20 protein-coding genes and 1 tRNA gene are annotated in these 21,162 nt (G+C 56.9%); 13 read left to right on the forward strand and 8 right to left on the reverse strand.

The features are described from left to right. Window positions 1-255: 255 nt before the first annotated feature. The gene (gene cmk / locus LA5095_RS23335) at window positions 256-882 is read right to left on the reverse strand and encodes a (d)CMP kinase (RefSeq protein WP_055119365.1); all 627 of its coding nucleotides are present in this window, start codon (window positions 880-882) and stop codon (window positions 256-258) included. Next, complete coding sequence (aroA, locus tag LA5095_RS23340; protein ID WP_055119777.1) at window positions 879-2,234, reverse strand: 3-phosphoshikimate 1-carboxyvinyltransferase; 1,356 nt, start codon at window positions 2,232-2,234, stop codon at window positions 879-881. Before aroA ends, cmk begins: the two co-directional genes overlap by 4 nt. 427 nt (window positions 2,235-2,661) lie before the next feature. Between aroA and LA5095_RS23345 the strand changes: the two genes are divergently transcribed. Beyond that, on the forward strand, window positions 2,662-3,051 hold the full coding sequence (locus LA5095_RS23345; protein ID WP_055119371.1) for a TIGR02300 family protein: 390 nt from the start codon (window positions 2,662-2,664) through the stop codon (window positions 3,049-3,051). 152 nt (window positions 3,052-3,203) lie between these two features. Next, window positions 3,204-3,279: transfer RNA gene (locus LA5095_RS23350), tRNA-Ala, on the forward strand. A gap of 240 nt (window positions 3,280-3,519) precedes the next feature. On the opposite strand, the gene LA5095_RS23355 is transcribed toward LA5095_RS23350, so the two are convergent. Further along, window positions 3,520-4,230 carry a GntR family transcriptional regulator gene (locus LA5095_RS23355; protein ID WP_055119372.1) on the reverse strand — a complete coding sequence of 237 codons (711 nt, stop codon included), beginning with the start codon at window positions 4,228-4,230 and terminating at the stop codon, window positions 3,520-3,522. A gap of 219 nt (window positions 4,231-4,449) precedes the next feature. Here LA5095_RS23355 and LA5095_RS23360 point away from each other — a divergent pair, with 219 nt between their 5' ends. The 6 genes from LA5095_RS23360 to LA5095_RS23385 all read left to right on the forward strand — a co-directional run bounded on the left by LA5095_RS23360 (window position 4,450) and on the right by LA5095_RS23385 (window position 9,777). Beyond that, the gene (locus LA5095_RS23360; RefSeq protein ID WP_055119375.1) at window positions 4,450-5,634 is read left to right on the forward strand and encodes an ABC transporter substrate-binding protein; all 1,185 of its coding nucleotides are present in this window, start codon (window positions 4,450-4,452) and stop codon (window positions 5,632-5,634) included. A gap of 92 nt (window positions 5,635-5,726) precedes the next feature. Continuing rightward, window positions 5,727-6,596 (forward strand): branched-chain amino acid ABC transporter permease, encoded by an 870-nt coding sequence (locus tag LA5095_RS23365; RefSeq protein ID WP_055119377.1) that lies wholly within the window; start codon window positions 5,727-5,729, stop codon window positions 6,594-6,596. Window positions 6,597-6,615: 19 nt separating this feature from the next. Next, window positions 6,616-7,587, forward strand: a complete 972-nt coding sequence (locus LA5095_RS23370) for a branched-chain amino acid ABC transporter permease (RefSeq protein ID WP_055119779.1) — start codon at window positions 6,616-6,618, stop codon at window positions 7,585-7,587. Further along, complete coding sequence (locus LA5095_RS23375) at window positions 7,584-8,366, forward strand: ABC transporter ATP-binding protein (protein ID WP_029064278.1); 783 nt, start codon at window positions 7,584-7,586, stop codon at window positions 8,364-8,366. Before LA5095_RS23370 ends, LA5095_RS23375 begins: the two co-directional genes overlap by 4 nt. A gap of 3 nt (window positions 8,367-8,369) precedes the next feature. Beyond that, window positions 8,370-9,092, forward strand: a complete 723-nt coding sequence (locus tag LA5095_RS23380; protein ID WP_055119379.1) for an ABC transporter ATP-binding protein — start codon at window positions 8,370-8,372, stop codon at window positions 9,090-9,092. Window positions 9,093-9,099: 7 nt separating this feature from the next. Further along, window positions 9,100-9,777, forward strand: coding sequence for an aspartate/glutamate racemase family protein (locus LA5095_RS23385; RefSeq protein ID WP_055119381.1), 678 nt, complete (start codon window positions 9,100-9,102; stop codon window positions 9,775-9,777). 59 nt (window positions 9,778-9,836) lie between these two features. Here the strand turns inward: LA5095_RS23385 and LA5095_RS23390 are convergent, their stop codons facing one another. Beyond that, on the reverse strand, window positions 9,837-10,739 hold the full coding sequence (locus LA5095_RS23390; protein WP_055119383.1) for a LysR substrate-binding domain-containing protein: 903 nt from the start codon (window positions 10,737-10,739) through the stop codon (window positions 9,837-9,839). 131 nt (window positions 10,740-10,870) lie between these two features. On the opposite strand from LA5095_RS23390, the gene LA5095_RS23395 reads away from it, so the two are divergent. Then, window positions 10,871-11,839 (forward strand): DMT family transporter, encoded by a 969-nt coding sequence (locus LA5095_RS23395; RefSeq protein WP_144436118.1) that lies wholly within the window; start codon window positions 10,871-10,873, stop codon window positions 11,837-11,839. A gap of 48 nt (window positions 11,840-11,887) precedes the next feature. Here LA5095_RS23395 and LA5095_RS23400 read toward each other — a convergent pair whose 3' ends face one another. The 4 genes from LA5095_RS23400 to LA5095_RS23415 all read right to left on the reverse strand — a co-directional run bounded on the left by LA5095_RS23400 (window position 11,888) and on the right by LA5095_RS23415 (window position 16,085). Then, window positions 11,888-13,288, reverse strand: a complete 1,401-nt coding sequence (locus LA5095_RS23400) for an amidase (RefSeq protein WP_055119387.1) — start codon at window positions 13,286-13,288, stop codon at window positions 11,888-11,890. Window positions 13,289-13,465: 177 nt separating this feature from the next. Further along, a complete protein-coding gene (locus tag LA5095_RS23405) occupies window positions 13,466-14,758 on the reverse strand; it encodes a sensor histidine kinase (RefSeq protein WP_055119389.1) in 1,293 nt (430 codons plus the stop codon). Window positions 14,759-14,767: 9 nt separating this feature from the next. After that, window positions 14,768-15,454: a response regulator gene (locus LA5095_RS23410; RefSeq protein WP_055119391.1), complete on the reverse strand. Its 687-nt coding sequence runs from the start codon at window positions 15,452-15,454 to the stop codon at window positions 14,768-14,770. A gap of 22 nt (window positions 15,455-15,476) precedes the next feature. Then, the gene (locus LA5095_RS23415) at window positions 15,477-16,085 is read right to left on the reverse strand and encodes a Spy/CpxP family protein refolding chaperone (RefSeq protein WP_055119393.1); all 609 of its coding nucleotides are present in this window, start codon (window positions 16,083-16,085) and stop codon (window positions 15,477-15,479) included. Between the two features lie 437 nt (window positions 16,086-16,522). Between LA5095_RS23415 and LA5095_RS23420 the strand changes: the two genes are divergently transcribed. The 4 genes from LA5095_RS23420 to LA5095_RS23435 all read left to right on the forward strand — a co-directional run bounded on the left by LA5095_RS23420 (window position 16,523) and on the right by LA5095_RS23435 (window position 21,153). Next, on the forward strand, window positions 16,523-17,890 hold the full coding sequence (locus LA5095_RS23420) for an ABC transporter substrate-binding protein (RefSeq protein WP_055119781.1): 1,368 nt from the start codon (window positions 16,523-16,525) through the stop codon (window positions 17,888-17,890). Between the two features lie 68 nt (window positions 17,891-17,958). Beyond that, window positions 17,959-19,260, forward strand: a complete 1,302-nt coding sequence (locus tag LA5095_RS23425; RefSeq protein WP_055119395.1) for a carbohydrate ABC transporter permease — start codon at window positions 17,959-17,961, stop codon at window positions 19,258-19,260. A gap of 4 nt (window positions 19,261-19,264) precedes the next feature. Further along, window positions 19,265-20,095, forward strand: a complete 831-nt coding sequence (locus LA5095_RS23430; protein ID WP_055119397.1) for a carbohydrate ABC transporter permease — start codon at window positions 19,265-19,267, stop codon at window positions 20,093-20,095. Then, window positions 20,095-21,153: an ABC transporter ATP-binding protein gene (locus LA5095_RS23435; protein WP_055119400.1), complete on the forward strand. Its 1,059-nt coding sequence runs from the start codon at window positions 20,095-20,097 to the stop codon at window positions 21,151-21,153. Before LA5095_RS23430 ends, LA5095_RS23435 begins: the two co-directional genes overlap by 1 nt. Window positions 21,154-21,162: the final 9 nt, after the last annotated feature.

Consider the following 21,162-nt stretch of genomic DNA (forward strand, 5'->3'; position numbering starts at 1 on the left):
CTGTGGGCGCACCGCCGGCGGGTTGGTGTTGCACTCCGGATTGTCCGTCTCCCGGGATCGCGGTTTCCGCTGATCCTGCCGCTCGAAAGCGGGCCGGCGGAGGCGGAAGACAAAAAATCCAGTCTCGTCACAGGACGCAGATATGCAGCGTCCTGCCGAAATTACTGTCGTTCTTAACAAGAACAGCTGGCCCTCAGGGCCGTTTGCCCCGGATGCACGAAAAGGGGCACACCTGCCGGCGGACCCCACGTTCGTCTAAACACCCTTGGCGCGGGACACGATATCCACAGCCGCCTGGAACGCGCTCTCTATATCCATTTCTGTCGTATCTAGCAAGACCGCATCGTCAGCTTGTTTCATCGGCGCAACGGTTCTCTGGCTGTCGCGCTCGTCCCGGCGCTTCAGGTCGTCCAGCACGGATGTGTAGCCGGCGTCCTTGCCGTTGGAGATCATTTCGTCTGTTCGACGGCGCGCTCGGGCCTCCGGTGCAGCGGTAACGAACAGTTTGACGGTTGCGTCCGGGCAGACAACGGTGCCGATGTCACGTCCGTCCAGAACGGCCCCGGGAGGCGTTTGGGCAAATCGGCGCTGCAGGTTCACCAGCTCTTCGCGCAAACCGCCGAGAACCGCAATACGCGAAGCGGCCTCACCGATTTCATGAGCGGCGAGAATACTCTTGTCCATCTGTGCAAGGTCGAGATTCTGGGCGATCTCGATGGCGACACTCTCGTCGCCGAGCGGGAGGCCATTTGCCAGCAGCGCTGCCGCGACGGCGCGGTAGGTCAATCCCGTATCCAGATGGCGCAGGCCGAAATGATCGGCCAGCCGCCGGGCCAGGGTGCCCTTTCCGGAGGCCGCGGGCCCGTCAATCGCGATGATCATGCGGCCTCGCTGGCATTTGCCGAAATAACGGCCCCCAGTTCCTCAAAGAGTGAGGTGAAGGTGGGGAAACTCGTTGCAATCACGGCGCCGTCGTCAACGGTAACCGGTCGATGAGATGCCATGCCCAGAACCAGAAACGCCATCGCGATCCTGTGGTCAAGATGGGTTGTGACGGTGCCGCCGCCGATATTGTCGGCACCACCCTTCACGGTCAGCGTATCCTCGGTCTCTATGCACGGAACCCCGTTGGCTTCCAGGCCACGGGCAACCGCGGCAAGACGATCGGATTCCTTGACGCGCAATTCGTCGAGGCCCGGCATGAATGTGTCGCCTTCGGCAAATGCGGCGGCAACCGCAAGCACGGGGTATTCGTCAATCATCGATGGAGCACGATCCGCCGGCACCGTAATGCCTTTCAACCTGCTTGCCTTCACCCGGAGGTCACCGACCTCTTCACCGCCGGTTTCCCGGCGGTTGATGATCTCGATGTCTCCACCCATCTCGACCAGGGTGGTGATCAGGCCGGTTCGGTGCTCGTTCAGGAGGACATTTTCGATCATGACGTCAGAACCCGGTACGATCAAAGCGGCAACCAGGGGAAAGCCCGCAGAGGACGGATCGCCGGGCACGTCGATATCCTGGGGCCTCAACTCGGGTTGTCCCTTCAACTTGATGACCCTCTCACCGTTTTCGTTGTGGGAAACGGTGATGTCCGCACCAAAGCCCTTCAGCATCTTTTCCGTATGATCACGCGTGGGGATCGGTTCTATCACCGTGGTTTCGCCCGGTGCATTGAGGCCGGCAAGCAGGACCGCGGATTTGACCTGCGCGGACGGCATCGGAACCCGGTATGTGATCGGCAGAGCGGTTTCGGCACCACGAATGGACGCCGGCAGGCGGTCGCCATCGCGTGCGATCACGTTGGTACCCATCTCGCGCAGCGGATTGAGAACGCGCCCCATCGGGCGTTTGGAAAGCGACGCATCACCGACAAAGGTTGCGGCGATGTTGTGACTGCCGAAGATACCCATCGTCAGGCGCACGCCGGTACCGGCATTGCCGAAATCGATCACTTGTTCGGGCTCCAGCAGGCTGCCGAGACCGATGCCGTCGACGGAATAGGACCCGTCATCGAGCTGTTCGATAATGGCACCCACGGCGCGCATGGCATCTGCGGTGGCCAGAACGTCTTCCGATTCCAGCAGGCCCTTGACGGTGGTGCGGCCGACGGCAAGCGCCCCGAACATCAAGGATCTGTGGGAAATGGATTTGTCGCCCGGCACGCGGATTGTACCGGTCAGGGAGCTGCCCGTGCTCGACGAAAGGGGAGAGGGCGCAGAATCATGTGACATTTTCAATGTCCGCAACTTGGATGTTTTCAAAAAGGTGACACGTCCTATCATGTGGATGCTGCCTCGTCATCTTTCGAGTTTTTCAAGACGCGTGCCGTCACAAAACACTGTGCCGCTTCAGCCTTGAGCTGAAGCAATTTCTGCTCGTGAGCCGCGGCAGGTTGCCGGTTAGGCCGATTGTGACGCGTTTCGGGTTGTGTCGGTCTTTTCATCAACCCGGCTTTTTGCCGTGCTTGTCATCCGCCGGACAAAGTTGAGATTTGTTGGCGAGAACTTTTTTCAGGTGCTTGATATTTGGGCCGCAACGTGCAGAAGAATGGGGCGAACGGCATTTTTCGTCCGTTTTGCCTTTGACACCGGTTGAGCTTGACGCTATGGGGCGGCCCACTTATCAAGTCAGCCATTTAACAATTGAAGGGTGAGCACAGTGGCAAAACCTGAACTTGGCACCAAGCGGCTGTGCCCGAGCTGCGGCGCCAAATACTACGATCTTCTTCGGGATCCGATTACCTGTCCGAAATGCGGCACAATCTTTGAAATCGTTACGGCGACGCGTGCGGTCAAGGCGGCCAAGGCGGAAGAGAAGCCGGTAGAAGAAGAAGAAGATGAAGACGACGCGGCGGCTCCAGAGGTCGTGAGCCTTGAAGAGGCAGATGCGGAAGCGGAAGGCTCCGAAGACGTGCCGGATATTGAAGGCGATGACGTCGAAATCGAGAGCGATGAAAGCGATGACGACGTTTTCCTCGAAGATGAAGACGAAGACGAGGATTCCGTTCCTCCTATTCTCGTCGAAATTGAAGACGACGCCGATCAGTAACGTGCTGATTTGAAAGCGTTTTTATTCCGCCCGGACTTTTATGTTCCGGGCGGAAATTTTCATACAAAATTGTGCTTGATCTTGGAAGGCGGTGTGACTATGTTCCGCCTCCATCAGCGCCGGAGACCCAAACCGGCCAACACATGGAACATGGGGCCATAGCTCAGCTGGGAGAGCGCTTCGCTGGCAGCGAAGAGGTCAGGGGTTCGATTCCCCTTGGCTCCACCATTCCTTTCTTTCCGGTTTCTGGTTGACTGCAAATCACTGGGCAAAGTGCGGCGCACTTCTTGTGCCTGCACGGCATGTCACGATCCGGTGTAATTCGACAGTCCTTGCCTTGCCGAAGTTTTGCAATGATAACGTCACAAGGTCTTCGTTTTCTGTGTCATAGGGCGGTCAGACCGTTTGAAAAAACACGTCTCCCGAAAGATTTGCACAACGGTCACTTGAAGGTCTGCTGAGGAGCAGTCACCGCGAACCCAGAATGGCGACCAGGTCGTCCTCGTTGGGCTGCTGGTGCTGAAGATTGAGGCCGGCCTGAATGTGTTCAAGGTGATGGCAAACGAGTTCGGCAGCACGCTCGGTGTCTCCCGCCGCAATGGCGTCGAGGATCTGGGCGTGTTCGTTTTCCGGGCACGTGGCGCTTCGATTTGTGCCGAACAAGCCGACAATCAGCGACGTTCTGGTAATCAATTCCCGAATGGTCTTGTTCAGGACGCTGTTGCCATATGCATTTGCGAGTTCGACATGAAACTCGCCAGACAGACGGATGATCTCGCGTCGTTCACCGACCTCACGTGCACGGTCTTCCTTCTCGATATGGTGCCGAAGCCCCGCGATCGCGGTTTCGTCTGACGATTTCGCCAGATTTCGCACGATCCCGGCTTCGATGAGTTTTCGAGCGGAAAAGACTTCGTCGGCCTCCCCAGGTGTCGGGCACGCCACATACGCTCCCTTGTTGGACTGAAGGTCCACGATCCCCTGGCTCGCCAGGAGCAGCAGGGCGCGTCGAACCCGCATCCGCCCGACGCCAAAAGTCTCGCACAGTTTCGGTTCGCTCAATTTTGTGTTCGGTGCAAGCCGCTGTTCCATGACTGCGGCGTAAATTCGATTCACAATCAGATGCTCGTCTGGTTCTGTCGAATTATTTTCCATTTTGTTCAATGAGTTAGATGGCATGCCGATGGACTGCTCAATGTGAATTACCGTCCTATAGATAGGATTTCTCGCATGTCAAAGTCAACGCTTTCCATTCTCTTTGTTAACGAAGTGAATTAAAAACGTTGATAATAATCGTTAACGATTTATAACGGTAGACGTCGAACCACGAGAAGCACTCAATTTCGGCAAAGTTCGGCAGGAGGAGTCGAGCATCTGGTTTTTTGTTGGGAGGAACAAATGAAGAGAAGACACTTTTTAGGCGCATCGCTTTTGACCGCCGTCCTTGCGACGACAACATCGATTGCGCTCGCGGAAAATCCGGTCCTGAAAATCGGTTTCGTGGGAGTGACCAGCGGTCCGGCGGCCGCATGGGGAATTTCAAATCAGCGTTCGATGGAAACCCGCGCTGAGTGGATCAACGAAACGGGTGGCTACACGATCGGTGACACCACTTACGACATCGAGATCGTTTCCTTTGATGATCAGAAGGATCCCAAGCGTGCAATCGCCGGCATGGAAAAAATGGCGCAGGAAGGCATCCACTATGTCGTGGGACCAAACGTGGATGATGGCGCTGCGGCGGTCCGTCCGGTCGCGGAGGCCAAGGGGATCATGTATTTCCCTTACGCCTTTCCAAAAGAACTCTACACCGCACCGGCGTCCAACGCGGTTCTTGGGATGGTCGCAAACTATCAGTCGGGACCTGCAATTTACAAACACCTCAAGGAAAAGGAAGGTGTGAACACCGTCGCATTCATTGCGGCGAACGAATCCGACCCGCTCAGTCAGCGTGACGGAGGTTTGGCCGCAGCTGAAGCCCTTGGTCTGGAAGTCGTTTCCGACAACGTCACCTACCAGGTCGACACGACCGACTTCACGCCGGTTCTGACCCCCGTCATCCGTACGCAGCCCGATCTACTGGTTCTGTCCGGTGTGTCACCTGCCAACGCCCCGCAGCTGATCCGTTCAGCGCGCGAGCTCGGCTTCCAGGGATTGATCTCGACCGAAACCGCTCAGGACGCGACTGTTCTGCGGGAAGGTGCCGGGGAACTGGCCAACGGCTTTATTTCCGTCGGTGGTGCATCCACACCGGAAATCGCATCGGATGCGATGAAGGAATTTGTCGAACGCTATACAAAGATGTTCGGCGAATACAACGATGAGTCGAATACCAAGGTCTATGCTCTGGAATATATTCTGGAAACGCTCAAGGCGAATCCGTCGGCAATCGACAATGTCAAGGAATTCCAGTCCACCATGGACACGTTCGAGGCGTCTAACCCCTACATGAAGGGCGATGCGAAGCTGCGCTATGTCGGAACATCTTCGTTCGGTCAGAAGCGCCAGGTTGCTGTTCCCCTTGTGGTGAATGTCTACCAGGATGGTGAGTTCAAAACGCTCTTTGTCGCTGAAGTCGACTAAGCCGGTCTTTCTGCTCGGGTTTTGAGCTGGACCAGCGTTTTTCCCGGGCCGATCCTGCGGCCCGGGACACCGGAACCATTCACGGGACTCTCATGGAACAGATTCTAGCAAATGGCATATACCTGGGTGCGCAATACGCGATGATCGCCCTTGGCCTGACGTTGATTTTCGCCTTGATGAACGTACTGAATTTTGCTCACGGGCAGATGTATGTTCTCGGCGGCTTCGTCACCTATACATTCTACGGGCAGCTCGGCTGGCCATTCGTGGTCGCACTGCTGGCATCCTGCGTTACGCTGGCCGTGCTGGGGGCGCTGATCGAAAAATTTCTGTTTGCACCTGTCATAAGACGTTCTTCACGCGAAGAAAGCACGATGTTGTTGGCGGCAGGGCTGGCGTTCTTTTTCGACGCTATCATCCTGCTGGTCTTTGGCGAAAAGCAACGCGGCGTTCCCAAGATCGTGAATGGCGTCCTGAACTGGGATTTCCGGATCATCATGCCCTATGACCGGATACTGATCTGCTTTCTGGCGATATTGTCGATCGTCGGGTTCATCGTCTTCATGCAGTATTCCAAGACCGGGCGGGCGCTGCGTGCACTTGCGCAAGACAGGACCGCAGCTCAGCTCATGGGAGTGAACGTCGAACGTTATTCCATGATCGGATTTGCCATCGGAGCAATGCTGGCCGGCCTGGTCGGCGGTCTGCTGGTGACGATCACCGGTGTCAATCTCGGCATGGGCGGACCGACGTCGATCAAGGCCTTCATGATGGTGATGATCGGCGGCGCAGGTGTGATTTCGGGTGCGATCGCCGGCGGAATCATCCTGGGTTTCATGGAGGCGATAGGCCTGGCAGTACTCTCGCAATACGGCGATATCACCTATCTGCTTATCTTCGTGTCCTTGATGATCTTTCTGGCCATCCGTCCGCAGGGACTGATGGGCAAGCCCTGGGGGTAAGCCGATGCCAAGACTGTCAATGATCCAGTGGACGGGCCTTTTGGTGTTTCTGATCGCCGTCTTTGTTCTTGTCCCGGCCTATATCGCGGCTTCGGGAAGAACCGACTTTTACTACACCCTGACATCGGTTGCCCTGCTGTCGATTGCGAGTGCCGGTGTCTGGCTGACTTTCTACATCGGCCGCATCAATATCGGTCAGGGTGCGTTCGCCCTGATCGGGGCTTACGTGTCTGCAATTCTGGTCACGAAGGCCGGCATTTCATTCTGGCTATCATTGCCTCTGGCAGGATTGTTTGCCGCCTTAGTATCGGTTTTGATCGGAGTGCCGATCCTAAGGCTGCGCGGTGTCTATTTCGCGATGATCACGCTTGTCCTGACCCAGGTCGTTACACTCACGGCCCTCGCACTGCCGGTCACCAATGGCGCAAAAGGGATCACGTCCATTCCCTTGCCGGGGGAGATCTCGGTATTTGGACTGACGGTTATTCCGGATTTTGCGGGTCTGGAAAATCCGCGCCTCGCTTTCTACTACACATCCTGCGCACTGATGGTGCTGACCTTTGCCGCAATGTACCGGTTGGTGAATTCACGGCTCGGCCATCTGTGCCGCTCGATGCAGCAAAACGAGGAACTGGCCAGCTCGATCGGCGTCAACATCGCCTATATTCGCGTCATTGTGTTTGCGATTTCCTCCTTCCTTGGCGGTATAGGCGGGGCGATGTTCGGATCGATCGCACAATCGGTCTATCCCTCCAGTTTTCAGGTCACCGACAGCGTGAATTTCATGCTGAACTGTTTCCTGGGCGGCCTGGGCTATGTGTTCGGCCCGATGCTGGGAACGCTTGTTCTTTATTTCGGCTGGGATCTTCTTTTCGAGCTCGGGCGGTATCAGCTGCTTGTCTATTCCGGATTGCTGATCATCCTGATGCTCTTCCTGCCTAATGGCCTGCTGAGCCTCAGGATACGCGGCAAGGGAGTTGCAGGCAGATGAGCAATCTTCTCGAAGTTCGCCACGTGACCAGGAAGTTCGGCGGCCTGACGGCCAACAACAATATATCTTTCAGTGTGAACGAAAACGAGATCCTGTCCGTCATTGGCCCGAACGGGGCGGGCAAGAGCACCTTGTTCAAGATGATCTCGTCATTCCTTCCCACATCGTCCGGCGAGGTCCTGTACAGGGGCGAGCGCATCTCCAACCTGAAGCCTCATACCGTCGCCAGGATGGGTGTCGTGCGTACGTTCCAGGAAACAACCATTTTCAAGTCGATGACGGTGCGCGAGAGCATTGTGGTCGCACAGCACCTGCGCGCGAAGGCCTCTCTTGCCGGATACTTCTGGGGCACGAAGTCCGCTCGCGAGGACGTGGAGAGTTTCGGCCGTTATGCGGATGACCTGATTGACTTTCTCGGCATCTCCGCGATCCGCAACGAACTGGCGTCCAACCTTCCGCAAGGCAACCTGCGCGCGCTTGGTCTTGCGATCGGTCTTGCGACTGACCCCAAGGTTTTGCTGCTGGATGAGCCTTTCGCCGGGATGAACCACGACGAAACCATGCGAATGGTTCAACTGGTGCGCAAGGTGCGCGATGACCGTGGTGTGACGGTTTTACTTGTCGAACATGACATGCCTGCCGTGATGAGCATTTCCGATCGGATCATAGTGCTGAATTTCGGCGAAATGATCGCCGAAGGGACTCCAACGGAAATCCAGAACAATCAAAAGGTCATCGAAGCCTATCTGGGCAGCGCCGATGACGAGATCGGAATCTGAGCCATGGCCAAGATGTTGGATTTCGCAAATGTCGAGCTTTACTACGATCACGTTTATGCGCTCAAGGGCGTATCGATCGACCTGGAACAGGGCGAGACCGTCGCGTTGATCGGTTCCAACGGCGCCGGAAAAAGCTCAATCCTGCGTGCGATCACCGGGTTGTCTAGGATCAGGTCCGGATCGATTTCCTTTGAAGGGGAACAGATTGACGGAACCAACGCCGCCGATATCGTTGCCAGGGGGATCGCCATGGTACCCGAAGGCCGGCGTGTGTTTCCCCTCATGTCGGTCAAGGACAACCTGATGATGGGCGCCTTCACGCGCACCGACAGGTCCGGTATCCGGGATACGCTCGATTCGGTGCTTGAACGATTCCCTCGGCTAAAGGAGCGATATGCGCAAAGCGCCGGAACACTTTCCGGCGGCGAACAGCAGATGATGGTGATCGGACGGGCGCTGATGGCAAAACCGCGTCTCTTGCTCCTCGATGAACCATCCTTGGGTATCGCACCGAAACTCGTTCAGGATATCGCCCGTTCCATCGTCGCAATCAATCGTGACGAAGGCGTTTCGGTTCTGCTTGTTGAACAGAATTCTCGCATGGCATTGTCGATCTCGAACAGGGCATATGCGCTCACGACGGGTAACGTCGTTATCTCCGGAAACTCCAAAGAGCTGTTAACTGATCCTCGGATCAAGGCCGCCTATCTCGGCGGGGAAGTGTGATGCTGCCATGAAAATTCTTGTGGTCAATCCAAACACGACACAATCGATGACCCGAAAGATTGAAGCGGTGGCGCGCGCTGCCGTTCATCCCGAAACAGAGATCATTGCAACCAGTTCGAAAGATGGGCCTCCGAGCATCCAGGGCTTTCTGGATGTGTCCACCTGTGTGCCCGGTCTGTTGGCCGAGGTCGCTCGGCACCCGGATGTCGACGCGATTGTCGTTGCCTGCTTCGACGACACCGGCGTGGACGCGGTCCGCTGTCTCACCACCGCGCCGGTGATCGGCGTCGGCGAGGCGGCCTATCACGCGGCGGCCATGATCAGTCCGAAGTTCAGCGTCATCACCACCATGTCCAGGTCTTTGCCGGGCCTGGAAGCCAACCTGATGCGGTACGGGTTGGACCGGAGGTGCGTCAGGGTGCGTGCGACCGACGTTCCGGTCCTGAAGCTTGAGGAAATGGACCCCGGCACGCTCGACAAGATCCGGGCGGAAGTCAAATGTGCCATCGAGCAGGACCGGGCGGAAGCCATTGTCCTGGGGTGCGCCGGCATGAGCGATCTGATGACGCAACTGTCTCGGGAATTCGGTGTTCCGGTAGTTGACGGTGTCGCCTGCGCGGTCACGTTCGCGGAGGCACTCGTGAAGGCAAATCTGTCGACGTCAAAGTCCTGCTCCTATGCGTGATGCCGGTTCCATCGCGTGTCCCTGGCCTCGGCGCACCGGTTTGCGCACTCGATGTTCACTTATGATAGCTCGTCCGAAAGCCATGAAAGCAGCTTGCCGGTGTCGGAATGGGATGCACGGGTTGGTCCGCGATAAACCGAGATTTCAGCGGGCCGGGTCACAAATTCCTTGCAGGGTCTGATGAGTTTGTTTTCTTCAATCATCGTCTGCGTCGTTCGGCGCCAGCCGAGCGCGACACCCTGGCCCGCAACGGCTGCCTGAAGGGCAACCGGGTAGCTGTCGAACTGAACATGACGCGAGCGTTTGGGCTCCTTCGCTTCAACGGCTTCGAACCAGCCTGACCAGTCCATCCAGTCCTGGGGAATGACCCGATGTGACAGCAGCGGATAGGCAGCGAGTTCCCGGGGTTTCAATATCCGTTTCTGCGCCTTCAAGAGCTTGGGTGCACACACCGGAAATATGTCGTCCGATGCCGTAAATGCCAGTCTCGCAGTGCCGGACGGCCGACCGGTTGTTTGGACGGCCACATCGAAATGTTCATTTGCCTCGGTAATCGGATTGAGTGAGCTGACAACTCTCAGTTCAATCCCCGGATGGCGCTCATGAAAACGTGCAAGCCGTGGCATCAGCCAGTAAAAGGCCTCGCATAACTGGCAGTGCAGAACCAGCTCCTCTGACCGTCCGACGCCTCTTAGCAGTGCCATTTCCTCGGCGATATCAGTGAGTGCGCGGCTCACGACCTGGCCAAGCCTGTGTCCTTCATTCGTAACAAAGACCGCTCTGTTCCGGCGCTCGAAAAGAGTCGTTCCCAGCTCTTGTTCGAGTTGGGCAATTTGCTTGCTGACCGCTGTTTGGGTCATGCCGAGTTCGTCTGCAGCGCGTGAAAAACTTTCAAGCCGCACAGCAGCTTCAAAAGGTTTAAGGCGGGAAAGCGGCGGGAGCGAGTGGCGCAAATTTTTCATAACCTAGGCTCATGCAAAAACGCGGAAATATCGCTTTTTTACAATATCTATCCATGATTTCAAATACGAAGCACGTAGCCGGTCACATACCGTGCCTGCATAGCTGATCCATCGAACAGCCGGAGTTGCAAATGTCGTCCACTGCAAGGATTGGACTTATGTATTGTCTCGTCTTCGTTTCCCTGGAGGCTTTTCAGGCAGTTTACCTCGGGGCGGTTTTCCAGAAAGTCGACTCGTTTTTGGTTGGGGCGTGGGTGTTCGGTATTTCTGTCGTCGGCTGCACTGTGATGACTGCCATTTTCCGGCCTGACGAGCTTGCAGTGTCATTGAGGGCGTGGAGAATTGTACTCGCACTCAATCTGTTCGCAGCGGTGACGTGGTGCACCTATTTCCTGGCAGTTCAGCTTATCGAACCGGCGATTGTATTCACGATTTTTTCGGGCATGGTCCCGATGGGTACGGTTCTGGCGAAACTGATTGGTTTGCCGGAGGCCTCGTCCTTCAGGCGGAAGTCGGTTGATCTGGGCAACATCCTGATTTTCCTGGCGATCTTGTTTCTCGCTGCAATAACGGTTTTGGGCTTCTCCGGATTTGTGCGTGGAGGCTGGCTAATGGCTGTGGCTGGTGTTGTCTTGTCTGCGCTTTCGGGCACCTGCACGGCCTTTGTCATTCTTTTTTCCGTACGCCTGAACGGTCATGGCGTGGGCCCGTTGGCACAATTCGGATTTCGTTTCTTGCTGTATACGTGTCTTGCCCTGATCGCGTTCGCGGCAGGTTTGGACGACAAGGGAGATCACACCGTAGCCGCGGATTTAGCCCTGGTTGTCCTGATCGGATTGGCCGTCATTGCCTTTCCCCTCTATCTTGTTCAACGGGCAATCCCGCTCCTGCATGCGTCGGTGATAGCTGCCATGACGGCCCTGGGCCCGGTAATGGTGTTTTTGATGCAATTGATGGAAAGACGGGTCGACTATTCGGGGGCGACGCTTGTGGGAGTGAGTATCTACATGGCTGGTGCCTTGCTCGCGGTTTTCGGTGCGACGCGACCGGCGGCAGGTTCTTTCAGTCCAGGCACGGACAGTCAAAGTAACTGTCATTGAGTTCAGAAAATGCAAATCTGGTTTTCTCGTCCGGCGTTTTGTCGCAGATCACATATCCAGGGTCTCTTCTAGTTTTGCGATGAACGACAGAACATGCGCGTCCGCCCCGCGTGCACCGATGACCTGAAGCGCTACTGGCAACCCTGCATGTGTCTTGCCGCATGGAAGAACGCCCGCGGGTTGTTGCGTCAGATTGATCGGGAAACTGAAGCTGGCCCATTCCGTCCAGCGTTCAAGGCCTGAACCTGACGGGACTTCCAGCCCGGCTTCGAACGCCGGAATTGTGACTGCCGGCGACAGGATGAAATCATGGTCGGCAAGCGCCTGATCCATTCTTGCACCGAAGTCGGCTCTTTCGACCTGGGCACCAACAAGACGCCGGGCGTCGAACGCGGCACCGGTGTCTGCTATCTCCACCAGACCCGGATCGATCCTCGCGCGGTCCGCGGCACCAAAAGGGGAAAGACGCGCGGCAGCACCGGAAAACCAGTGCACGTGGAACATGTCAAGAAGGTTCCTGCCAGGCAATTCGAAAGGCTCGACGATTGCCCCTTCCGCCTCCAGTGATTTCAGTTGCCGGTCGACAATCGCCGCGATTTCCGGATCCAGAGTGCCTGCCGGTGGTGTCGACCAGTAGCCGATGCGCAGTCCCTTGAGCGACACCGGCGCCAGTTTCAGCGGTGCGAGTACCGCTTCCCCCTGGTACCAGTCTCGCCGATCCCGGCCCGACATCGACTTGAGCATGGCAAAGGCATCTGCCGCGTCGCGGCACATCGGTCCTATATGGGCTACGGTCCCGAAAGCACTGGCCGGATAGGCAGGAACCCGTGTGAATGTCGGTTTCAGCCCTGTGAGGCCGCAAAAGGCCGATGGAATTCTGATTGATCCGCCACCATCGGTACCCAGGTGAAAGACCCCGGCGCCAAGTGCCGCCGCGACGGCCGCGCCTCCCGATGATCCACCTGCGGTCTTATCCTTGTTACGGGGGTTTCGGGTGATCCCGAACGCCTTGCTGTCGGTGACCGCTTTCCAGCCGAATTCCGGTGTGGTTGTCTGTCCGAGGAAGATGACACCCGCATTTCGCATCAGCTGAACGCTCGGCGCATCCTCGGTTGCAGGAGCGTCACTTGTAACCGAGCTACCGTACCGCACCTGCCAATCCCTGACCCAGACAATGTCCTTGATCGTTGCGGGGATGCCGTCGACCTCTGAAAGCGGTGCCCCATTTGCCCAGCGGTTTTCCGAGGCTTTCGCCGCATCCAGCGCTCTGGCGTGATCGATGAACGAAAAGGCATTGAAGACGGGATCGATTTCCTCGGCTCTCGCCAGACATGCCCCGACGACCTCGACGGGAGAAACGGATTGTTGGCGATAGGCCTCGGCAAGCTCGCGAGCACTCATCTGACAAAGCGGGTCCGCGCTGTTAAACGCCGGGTCGTCGGTGGTCATCGGCAATCGCCTTTTGTTCTGTTCCGCCTGGATGGTATTGGATTTTCAGGCCCTGGCCATACCTAATCAGCTTTCTTGATGGATGAGAACGGAACTTCAACAATTGTAAGAGCGGATAGCTTCACAAGGGCTGCTCAACGATCATGTGAATCACAGGCGAATGCGCAATGACGGTCGTCAATTTGCACCGGACACCAGCGGCAGGCTGACGCGGAGCATGGAAGCTCCCTCCTGACCGGTGACAACGAAGGCTGTGCCACCATGAGCTTCGGCGATCTTGCGCACAAGGGGCAGACCAAGACCGTAGCCGTCTACATTCTGCTTGTCGGAAGCGCGAAAAAAAGGCTGAAAGACATTTTCCCTGTCTTGTTCCGCGATGCCGTTGCCGCAGTCGTTCACGTCGATCTTGACGGTATTGCCGGCTACGGAGAGGCTGATCGTCACCGGCGGTTCACCGTGTTTGAACCCGTTTTCCAGTAGGTTTCCGAGCATGCGATGCAAAAGCCGCGGGTCGCCGACGATTTCGGGCGCACGTCCGGAATACGAACAATTATCGAAACGCGAGCATTCCTCGGCAATCAGTGCGAGAAGGTCAACCGGTTCGCTCTGGCCCATTGAGGTGTCTCCGTCGAGACGGCTCATGACAAGGATCTCGTCGATCAGGGCGTCAAGTTCGGCAATGTCCCGCTGGAGTGCGCTGCGTCGTTTCGCTGTCTGGTCTGTCTGCTCCATTTCGAGACCGAGTTTGATACGCGCGAGCGGCGTTCTCAATTCATGCGATGCGTTGGCAAGCAGAAGCCGGTGCGCTGTAACCAGCTTTTCAATCTTGTCAGCGGCCGCGTTGAATTTAAGGGCAAGCTGAGCGACTTCGTCCTGACCCTGCACGTCAACACGCGCATGGAGATCTCCGGAGCCGATGCGCTCAACACCCCGGCTCAGGGTTTCAAGACGTTTCGCCAGACGGCGGGAAATCGGGTAAACGCCGATCCCCACGCTGACGGCGACAAGAACCAGCGTAAGCAACAGGTTCAAGAGTGTACCGAGCGGGGCTCCGTCATGTGCATCGGCAATCAGCTGGCGTCCGTCCGGGAGCATCAGCGAAAGAACAGGTCCGCCGCGTGTCCGGAACCAGCCGGTTTTGCCAGCATGTCGTTCCGGGGGCAGGTCGGCTTCACCGAATGCAGCGATCAACTGGCCGTTTTTGTCGAACAGCGACAAGGCGATGTCGAGTTCCTCGCCAAGTCCTTCGATCGTGCGTCGCTGGTCGGCGATACTTGCGTTGGCTGCTGGCAGTGTCAGTGCAACGAATCGACTGACCGTGTCCAGGATGTTCCGGTTATGACGGTCCCGGCCCACAACCTCCCACAATATGCCTGACAGGATCACCACCAGCACAAGACTTGCAACGATGGTCGCATAGATCTGGAGGTAGAGCCGGCGCATCAGGATCGATGTGAAAAGGCGACGCATGTCGCGCTCCTATTCCTGCGACCGGGCGAAGACATACCCGGCCCCTCGTACGGTGATAAGCCGGCGGGGTTTGTTGGGGTCGTCCTCGATTTCCGCGCGAATGCGTGAAACATGCACGTCGATCGAGCGGTCGAAGGCTGCAAGGTTCTCGCCCTTGAGTGCATTCATGATTGTGTCTCGGGAAAGCACACGGCCGGCACGACTGGCAAGAACTTCCAAAAGCTGGAACTGGTGTGCAGTCAGGTTGCAGACGTGGCCGTCGACCCTTGCTTCCATCGCAAAAGAGTCAATTTCTAGCCTGCCGAAGCGCAATATTCTGGTGTCCGTTTCACTGCGGCCGCGGCGCAACACCGCTTTCAGGCGGGCAAGCAATTCTCGTGGTTCGAACGGCTTTGGCAGGTAATCGTCCGCGCCGAGTTCCAGTCCGATTATCCGGTCCATCGGCTCACCTTTCGCCGTGAGCATCAGGATCGGGGTTCGGTCGTTCGCCCGCAGCATGCGGCAGACTTCCAGACCATCGATGTCGGGCAGCATGATATCCAGCAGGATGGCATCGAATTGCTGTCGTCTTTGCTGGTCCAGACCTTTCTGGCCGTCAGCGGCAATCGTGACCTTGAACCCCGACTTGCCGAGATAGTCCCGGACCATCTCGGCAAGTCGGTTGTCATCCTCAATCAGGAGAATCTGCTGGGGCATTCTTGGCAAGGCTCAGATAGGTTCAGCGATGGCGGAAACGTCGACCCATAGCACGGAATTCCTCGATACGCTCGTCGAGTTGTGCTCTCTGCTCAGGTGTGAGCACCGCCGCAACATCAACGATCATCGCGGTCAACGTCTTGCTGATCTCATCCGCCACGGCCAGTTTTTCAGCGCGCAGCGCCTCGATTGCAACGCGATCGATTTCCTGTGCCAATAACAGTGCGCGCAGGTCTTCAGAAACGCTCGCGAATTCCCGGTGGTTTTCCTTCATCCCGAGCGCGACCGGCGTCACGATGCTGACGATCTCTGTCTGCTGCTCCGGCGTGGCGTCAATCTCGATGGCGACGTGGCGGACGACGCGCGTCAGTCGTTCCTTGATGTCGTCGTCGCTCATCCGGTGCAGCATGCCCGGACCACCTCCACCTCGGCGCCAGCCCACAGTCTGAACGTTGGGGAGTTCGGCACGTCCGGGCGCGACGAGGTTGCCGAACCCCGCTGTTTGAGGAGCGCTGGTCACGGCCAATGCGGTTCCCGACAAAATGCCGGCACAAATGACGCAAGCCGCGACGACACGCCCCGCTTTTGCCGTGCTTGATCTCAGGCGGGAGTTCTCAAGTTTGTTAAGCATGGAAGGCTCCTGTGGGTTGAAGAATTTTTGAAGCAAAGTCTCTGACCATCGCCGGAAAAGGCAGGGGCGGACCCTGACCAGCGCTTTCCGGCGATCGGTCGGACTGTCTTTTGCGTCCCCCGGCAATCTAGAATTGGATCGCTTCGGTTTCTGCCGTTCGTCGCTTTTGTAAAGAAATGTAAAGTGGACCTTCCGAGGTCATTCCGGGCCCGGCTGAACAGGTTTCTGTGCTGGCAGCGAGATTGCCGGAACACGGGGTCGTGTGACTTCTGCACTGATTTTGGCCTCCAAAAGCCTGGCATCCCAAAATGTTCGAAAGTGTCATACAGCCGTAATGACTCGGCGGTATTGATCGTCTTGCACACGTGTGCAAAGATCCTATCCTGCGCTGTGAATTCCTCAGGGAGGCGGCGCAAGACAGAAAGCAGGTGAGATTGATGACTACTCTTGTTTCCAAACTGCGCCAGTCCACTGCGGCTGCCGTTCTGGCTCTCACAGCAGCGACCGTTGCCGGCGAAGCCTTCGCAAAAGATCTGACAATCACCGTATGGGCCGGGGGGTCCAACGACAGCGATGCGTATCGCTGGGAAGCCATTGAAATGGCGGCCGACATTCTGGAGCGCGAAGCTGCGATCCTCGGCGAAGACCTGAATATTACCGTTGAATCCAAGGGGCAATTCGGTAACTGGCAGGAATTCAAGCAGGCGGTTACGCTGGCAGCCGAAGCAGGTACTGCGCCGAATATCGTCGTTACCTCCCATCTCGATATCGCACCCTGGTCGGAAGCCGGCTACATCGTTCCGGTCGAAGAATATCTCGATATCGATGCCTGGCCGCTCAACGACATCTATCCCAACATAATGGAAATCGCCGCATTCGATGACGTGCAGTGGGGCCTGCCGCAGGATGCGGAAAGTCGTCCGTTTTTCTTCTGGAAAGACACCTTGAAAAAGATCGGCTACAGCGACGAAGACATTGCTGCAATTCCGGCCAGGGTTGAAGCTGGCGAATACACGCTGCAGAACGTTCTCGAAGACGCCAAGAAGGCGGTTGACATGGGCGTCGTGGAGGAAGGCTACGGCTTTTACCCACGCGTTTCCAACGGTCCCGACTACGCGCAATTCTATCAGTCTTTCGGCGGGGAGCTCCTTGATCCGGATAGCGGCAAGCTGGTCCTCGACAAGAAAGCGATGGAAGAATTCTACCAGTTTTTCGTTGATGCCGTTGATGCCGGAATCACCCGGAAGAACCATCTCGGAACCGATTGGGGCCAATGGTACAACGAGGTCGCCAATGGCAAGGCCGCTATCTGGCACGGCGGCACGTGGCACTATGGACGCTATGCCCAGGAAGGCAACGAGGATTTCTGGAATACGATCGAGTTTTCCTTGATCCCGGCCGGCACTGAAAATGGTCGCGCCAACACAATTACGCACCCGTTGGTCTATCTCATCACCGACAATGCGGATGACGAGGCAGAGGAAATTGCGGCCAATCTCGTGAAGATTGCTTCCGAGCCGCGCCTCAATACGCTGCACGCGATCAAGTCCAATCACCTTGGTATTTCAAGACAGCAGTCCAACATCGAGCTCTATTCGAACAACCGCTGGGCTGACGAAGCGACTGATCGCCTGCTTGCCCACGCGAACTCTCAACCGAACCACGTCAACTACGGAGCGTATTCGGAGGCATTGTTCAAGGGACTTGAAGCGGCCTGGACCGGCACAAAAACTCCGGCCGAAGCGGTTGCCGAGGTTGAAGTTCAAATGAAAGCCACTCTCGGCGACGAATTGATCGTCCGCTAAGCCCATAACCTAATCAGCAAGCGGACGGGGCGGCTGCCGCCCTGTCCGGCCTCAAACGGGAGCATCTTATGCAACGCTCGAGCTGGCTGGGTTTGGCCTTTCTGTCTCCTGCACTCATCGTCGTCCTGTTGTTTTTCATGGTGCCGGTGGTACTGACAGGCTTTTTTGCGTTCACCAACATGAGCACTGCAACGGGTGTGAAGGGCGGCGAGTACGTCCTCAACGCCAGCGGATTGCGGGCGCTCGCGGATGCAGGGCTTCCTGCAAAGACACTGGATCAGATCGAAGGCGCCGGTTACCGGGTGGATGCCAGGGGACTGGAAGCCTTGGCTGCGGATTTTGGTCAGCCGATTGCGGATGAATTTGGCAAATTGCACACCGGCGAGGTCTTTGCCAAGCGACGCGACGTCGAACGCGCGCTGAAAGGTCTACGCTCAAACCCGATCCGGAAAACGCGGGACCGCAAGGCCGCCGCCGAACTGTTCAAGCGATCCATGATGAACGAGCGCTTCCCAACCTTGCCCGCATTTGAAGCGGCACTTGAGGAAGCAAAGATCCCGGAAGCCGACCGTCCATTGATCACGAAGGTCGCCTATACCGGTTGGGTCTGGACAGCAGAAAATTTCGGCTTCCTGTTTTCACTGGAATCCACGTGGCAATACGCCAAGAACACCGGGATCTATGTGGTGTTCACCCTGTCGTTCAACGTGCTTTTCGGATTGTTCCTGGCAATTGCAACATTCTATTTGCCGGCGGGGCAAGCGTCCACTTTCCGGGCGATCTGGTTTCTTCCGCGCATACTTCCGCCGGTGCTTTACATCGTGATGTGGCGCTGGTTCACCTGGGACACAGGGTTCATCTCCACGGTGCTGTCCGGCTTCGGCGTTGCGCCAAAGAACTGGATGCTGGACACCGAGTTCCACGCCTGGACGACAATAGTCCTGATCAACGGATTTGTCGGTGCTTCGATGGGGATGATCGTGTTTTCCTCCGCCATCCGGGCGATCCCGTCCTCCATGCTCTACGCCTCGGAAGTCGATGGTGCCAATCGGCTGCAGCAGATCTGGCACATCATTCTACCGCAGCTCCGCTGGCCGATCCTTTTCATCACGTCCTATCAGACCATGTCGCTGCTGACGTCGTTTGAATACATCTACCTTGCAACTGACGGGGGACCGGGCGGTGCCACGGAGGTATGGGCCCTGGCAGCGTTTCATACGGCCCTCAACAACTACGGCGGCAACCTGCAATACGGGCTGGGTGCGACCTATGCCCTGCTCCTGGTCGTCATCGGGCTGCTGGCGAGCCTCGCCTATCTGCGGCTGTTCAATTTCCGCAACTTGCTCATAAAACCGCGGATCGAGGGATAAAGTCATGAGGCAGAACTTCCGAAACTGGCCAGTTCTTCTGGTGCTCTTTGTCTTCTCCGCTCCGCTCCTGATCATGCTTACCTTCCTGCTGGTGGATGCGTTTACGACAAAGGTTCCCGGAACCATGGTTCCGAGCGGTGTCACCCTGCACCATTTCCGTTTCCTCTGGACCGATCTCGACAACGGCAGCTGGGGCATCTGGGGCGTGACGCTGAACACCTTCAATTTCGCCCTGTTCACCTCTCTTGCCGTTACCGCGATTTCGGTTACTGCCGGTTATGCCCTGTCACGTCTGGCGTTCCCGGCGCGCGGGTTTTTTCTCGGCGGTTTGATCGTGCTCCACGCCTTTCCGACCGTCACGCTGATCATCGCGATATTCCTGATCCTGCAGTTGCTTGGTCTCTACAACACTCTGATCGGCGTCATCGTGGTCAAGGCGGCGCTGGAATTGCCATTCGGCATCTGGGTAATGAAGGGCTTCTACGACACTGTTCCCTGGGAGATCGAAATGGCCGGCGTCCAGGATGGGGCGAGCCGGTTCACCGTGTGGTGGAAACTGATCCTGCCTCAGGTTCAGCCAGGCCTGATGGCCATCTTGATTTTCTCGTTTCTGTCGGGCTGGTCCGAGTTCATCCTGCCGATGGTGCTTGCACCCGGTAACGATGCGCAGGTGCTGTCCACGTATCTGGCAACCATGCTTCTCGATGGTGGAACGCAGGCGGACTTCAATCTCTTCAAGGCTGTCGGCCTTTTCTACGCGCTGCCGGTCATCATCATCTATCTGGTTTTCCAGAACAAACTCATGAACATCTATGGCGGAGGCACGAAGGGCTGATGCGTATCTCGATCGAAAATTTCACCAAGGCATTCGGGACCACGACCGTGATCAAAGACATGTCCCTGGAGATCAATAGCGGGGAAATGCTGGCGTTGCTTGGTCCGTCCGGTTGCGGCAAGTCGACAACGCTCTTTGCAATCTGCGGCATCCACCGGATGAATTCGGGGCGGCTCTTGTTTGGCGAGCGCGATGTCACCCGGATATCCTCACAACAGCGCAATGTCGGCGTCGTGTTTCAGAATTACGCACTTTACCCGCACATGAATGTCTTCGACAACATCGCATTTCCGCTGAAGGTGCGAAGGGATACCCGGGCAGACATTGAACGGAAGGTCAAGGATATTGCGGATCTCGTTCATATTGGCGAACTGCTCCACCGCAAGCCTGCCGAGCTGTCCGGAGGCCAGCAGCAGCGCGTCGCTCTTGCGCGTGCTCTGGTGCGCGAGCCCGACATTCTCCTGCTGGATGAGCCGCTTGCCAATCTGGATGCAAAGCTGCGTCTTGAAATGCGGTCCGAAATCCGCCGTATCCAGCAACAGACGGGGATCACGGCCGTGCTTGTCACGCATGACCAGGTCGAGGCGATGTCCATGTGCGACCGGATCGCGATCATGGACCAGGGGAAAATCATGCAGCTATCGTCTCCCAAGGAGATGTATGAGGATCCTTCTTCGGATTTTGTCGCTGGTTTCCTTGGCAATCCACCGATTGCCTTTCTGGAAGGTGTTGCAGCGGAGGGGGGAATGCGCCTGGCCAATTCCGAAGTTACGCTTCCCGTTCCTGCCGCAATCAACCTGCCGGATCACGGCGCTGCGGTCCGTTTTGGAATTCGGCCGGAATTTTTCCAGCCCGATAATGATCTAAAGATCAAAGGCAGGATCAGCTTCGTGGAAACGCAAGGCCGCGAAGAGCTTTATGACGTTACGCTGGAAAACGGCTCGGTGCTGCGGTCGATCCAGTCGCAAGGTGGCAGTTTCAAATTGGGGGACAACGTGAACTGGGGGATCGCCGGAGACCGGATTCTGGCCTTCGATGCTGCCGGCAACAGGCTTTGAAGGGTCTCC

The organism is Roseibium album (assembly GCF_001404515.1).
Classification (GTDB): Bacteria; Pseudomonadota; Alphaproteobacteria; order Rhizobiales; family Stappiaceae; genus Roseibium; species Roseibium album.

Coding starts and splice junctions, on each gene's coding strand:
- cmk (WP_055119365.1), bottom strand. CDS start 882: ATGATCATCGCGATTGACGGGCCCGCGGCCTCCGGAAAGGGCACCCTG.
- aroA (WP_055119777.1), bottom strand. CDS start 2,234: ATGTCACATGATTCTGCGCCCTCTCCCCTTTCGTCGAGCACGGGCAGC.
- LA5095_RS23355 (WP_055119372.1), bottom strand. CDS start 4,230: ATGCCATCTAACTCATTGAACAAAATGGAAAATAATTCGACAGAACCA.
- LA5095_RS23360 (WP_055119375.1), top strand. CDS start 4,450: ATGAAGAGAAGACACTTTTTAGGCGCATCGCTTTTGACCGCCGTCCTT.
- LA5095_RS23365 (WP_055119377.1), top strand. CDS start 5,727: ATGGAACAGATTCTAGCAAATGGCATATACCTGGGTGCGCAATACGCG.
- LA5095_RS23370 (WP_055119779.1), top strand. CDS start 6,616: ATGATCCAGTGGACGGGCCTTTTGGTGTTTCTGATCGCCGTCTTTGTT.
- LA5095_RS23375 (WP_029064278.1), top strand. CDS start 7,584: ATGAGCAATCTTCTCGAAGTTCGCCACGTGACCAGGAAGTTCGGCGGC.
- LA5095_RS23380 (WP_055119379.1), top strand. CDS start 8,370: ATGGCCAAGATGTTGGATTTCGCAAATGTCGAGCTTTACTACGATCAC.
- LA5095_RS23385 (WP_055119381.1), top strand. CDS start 9,100: ATGAAAATTCTTGTGGTCAATCCAAACACGACACAATCGATGACCCGA.
- LA5095_RS23390 (WP_055119383.1), bottom strand. CDS start 10,739: ATGAAAAATTTGCGCCACTCGCTCCCGCCGCTTTCCCGCCTTAAACCT.
- LA5095_RS23395 (WP_144436118.1), top strand. CDS start 10,871: ATGTCGTCCACTGCAAGGATTGGACTTATGTATTGTCTCGTCTTCGTT.
- LA5095_RS23400 (WP_055119387.1), bottom strand. CDS start 13,288: ATGACCACCGACGACCCGGCGTTTAACAGCGCGGACCCGCTTTGTCAG.
- LA5095_RS23405 (WP_055119389.1), bottom strand. CDS start 14,758: ATGCGTCGCCTTTTCACATCGATCCTGATGCGCCGGCTCTACCTCCAG.
- LA5095_RS23410 (WP_055119391.1), bottom strand. CDS start 15,454: ATGCCCCAGCAGATTCTCCTGATTGAGGATGACAACCGACTTGCCGAG.
- LA5095_RS23415 (WP_055119393.1), bottom strand. CDS start 16,085: ATGCTTAACAAACTTGAGAACTCCCGCCTGAGATCAAGCACGGCAAAA.
- LA5095_RS23420 (WP_055119781.1), top strand. CDS start 16,523: ATGACTACTCTTGTTTCCAAACTGCGCCAGTCCACTGCGGCTGCCGTT.
- LA5095_RS23425 (WP_055119395.1), top strand. CDS start 17,959: ATGCAACGCTCGAGCTGGCTGGGTTTGGCCTTTCTGTCTCCTGCACTC.
- LA5095_RS23430 (WP_055119397.1), top strand. CDS start 19,265: ATGAGGCAGAACTTCCGAAACTGGCCAGTTCTTCTGGTGCTCTTTGTC.
- LA5095_RS23435 (WP_055119400.1), top strand. CDS start 20,095: ATGCGTATCTCGATCGAAAATTTCACCAAGGCATTCGGGACCACGACC.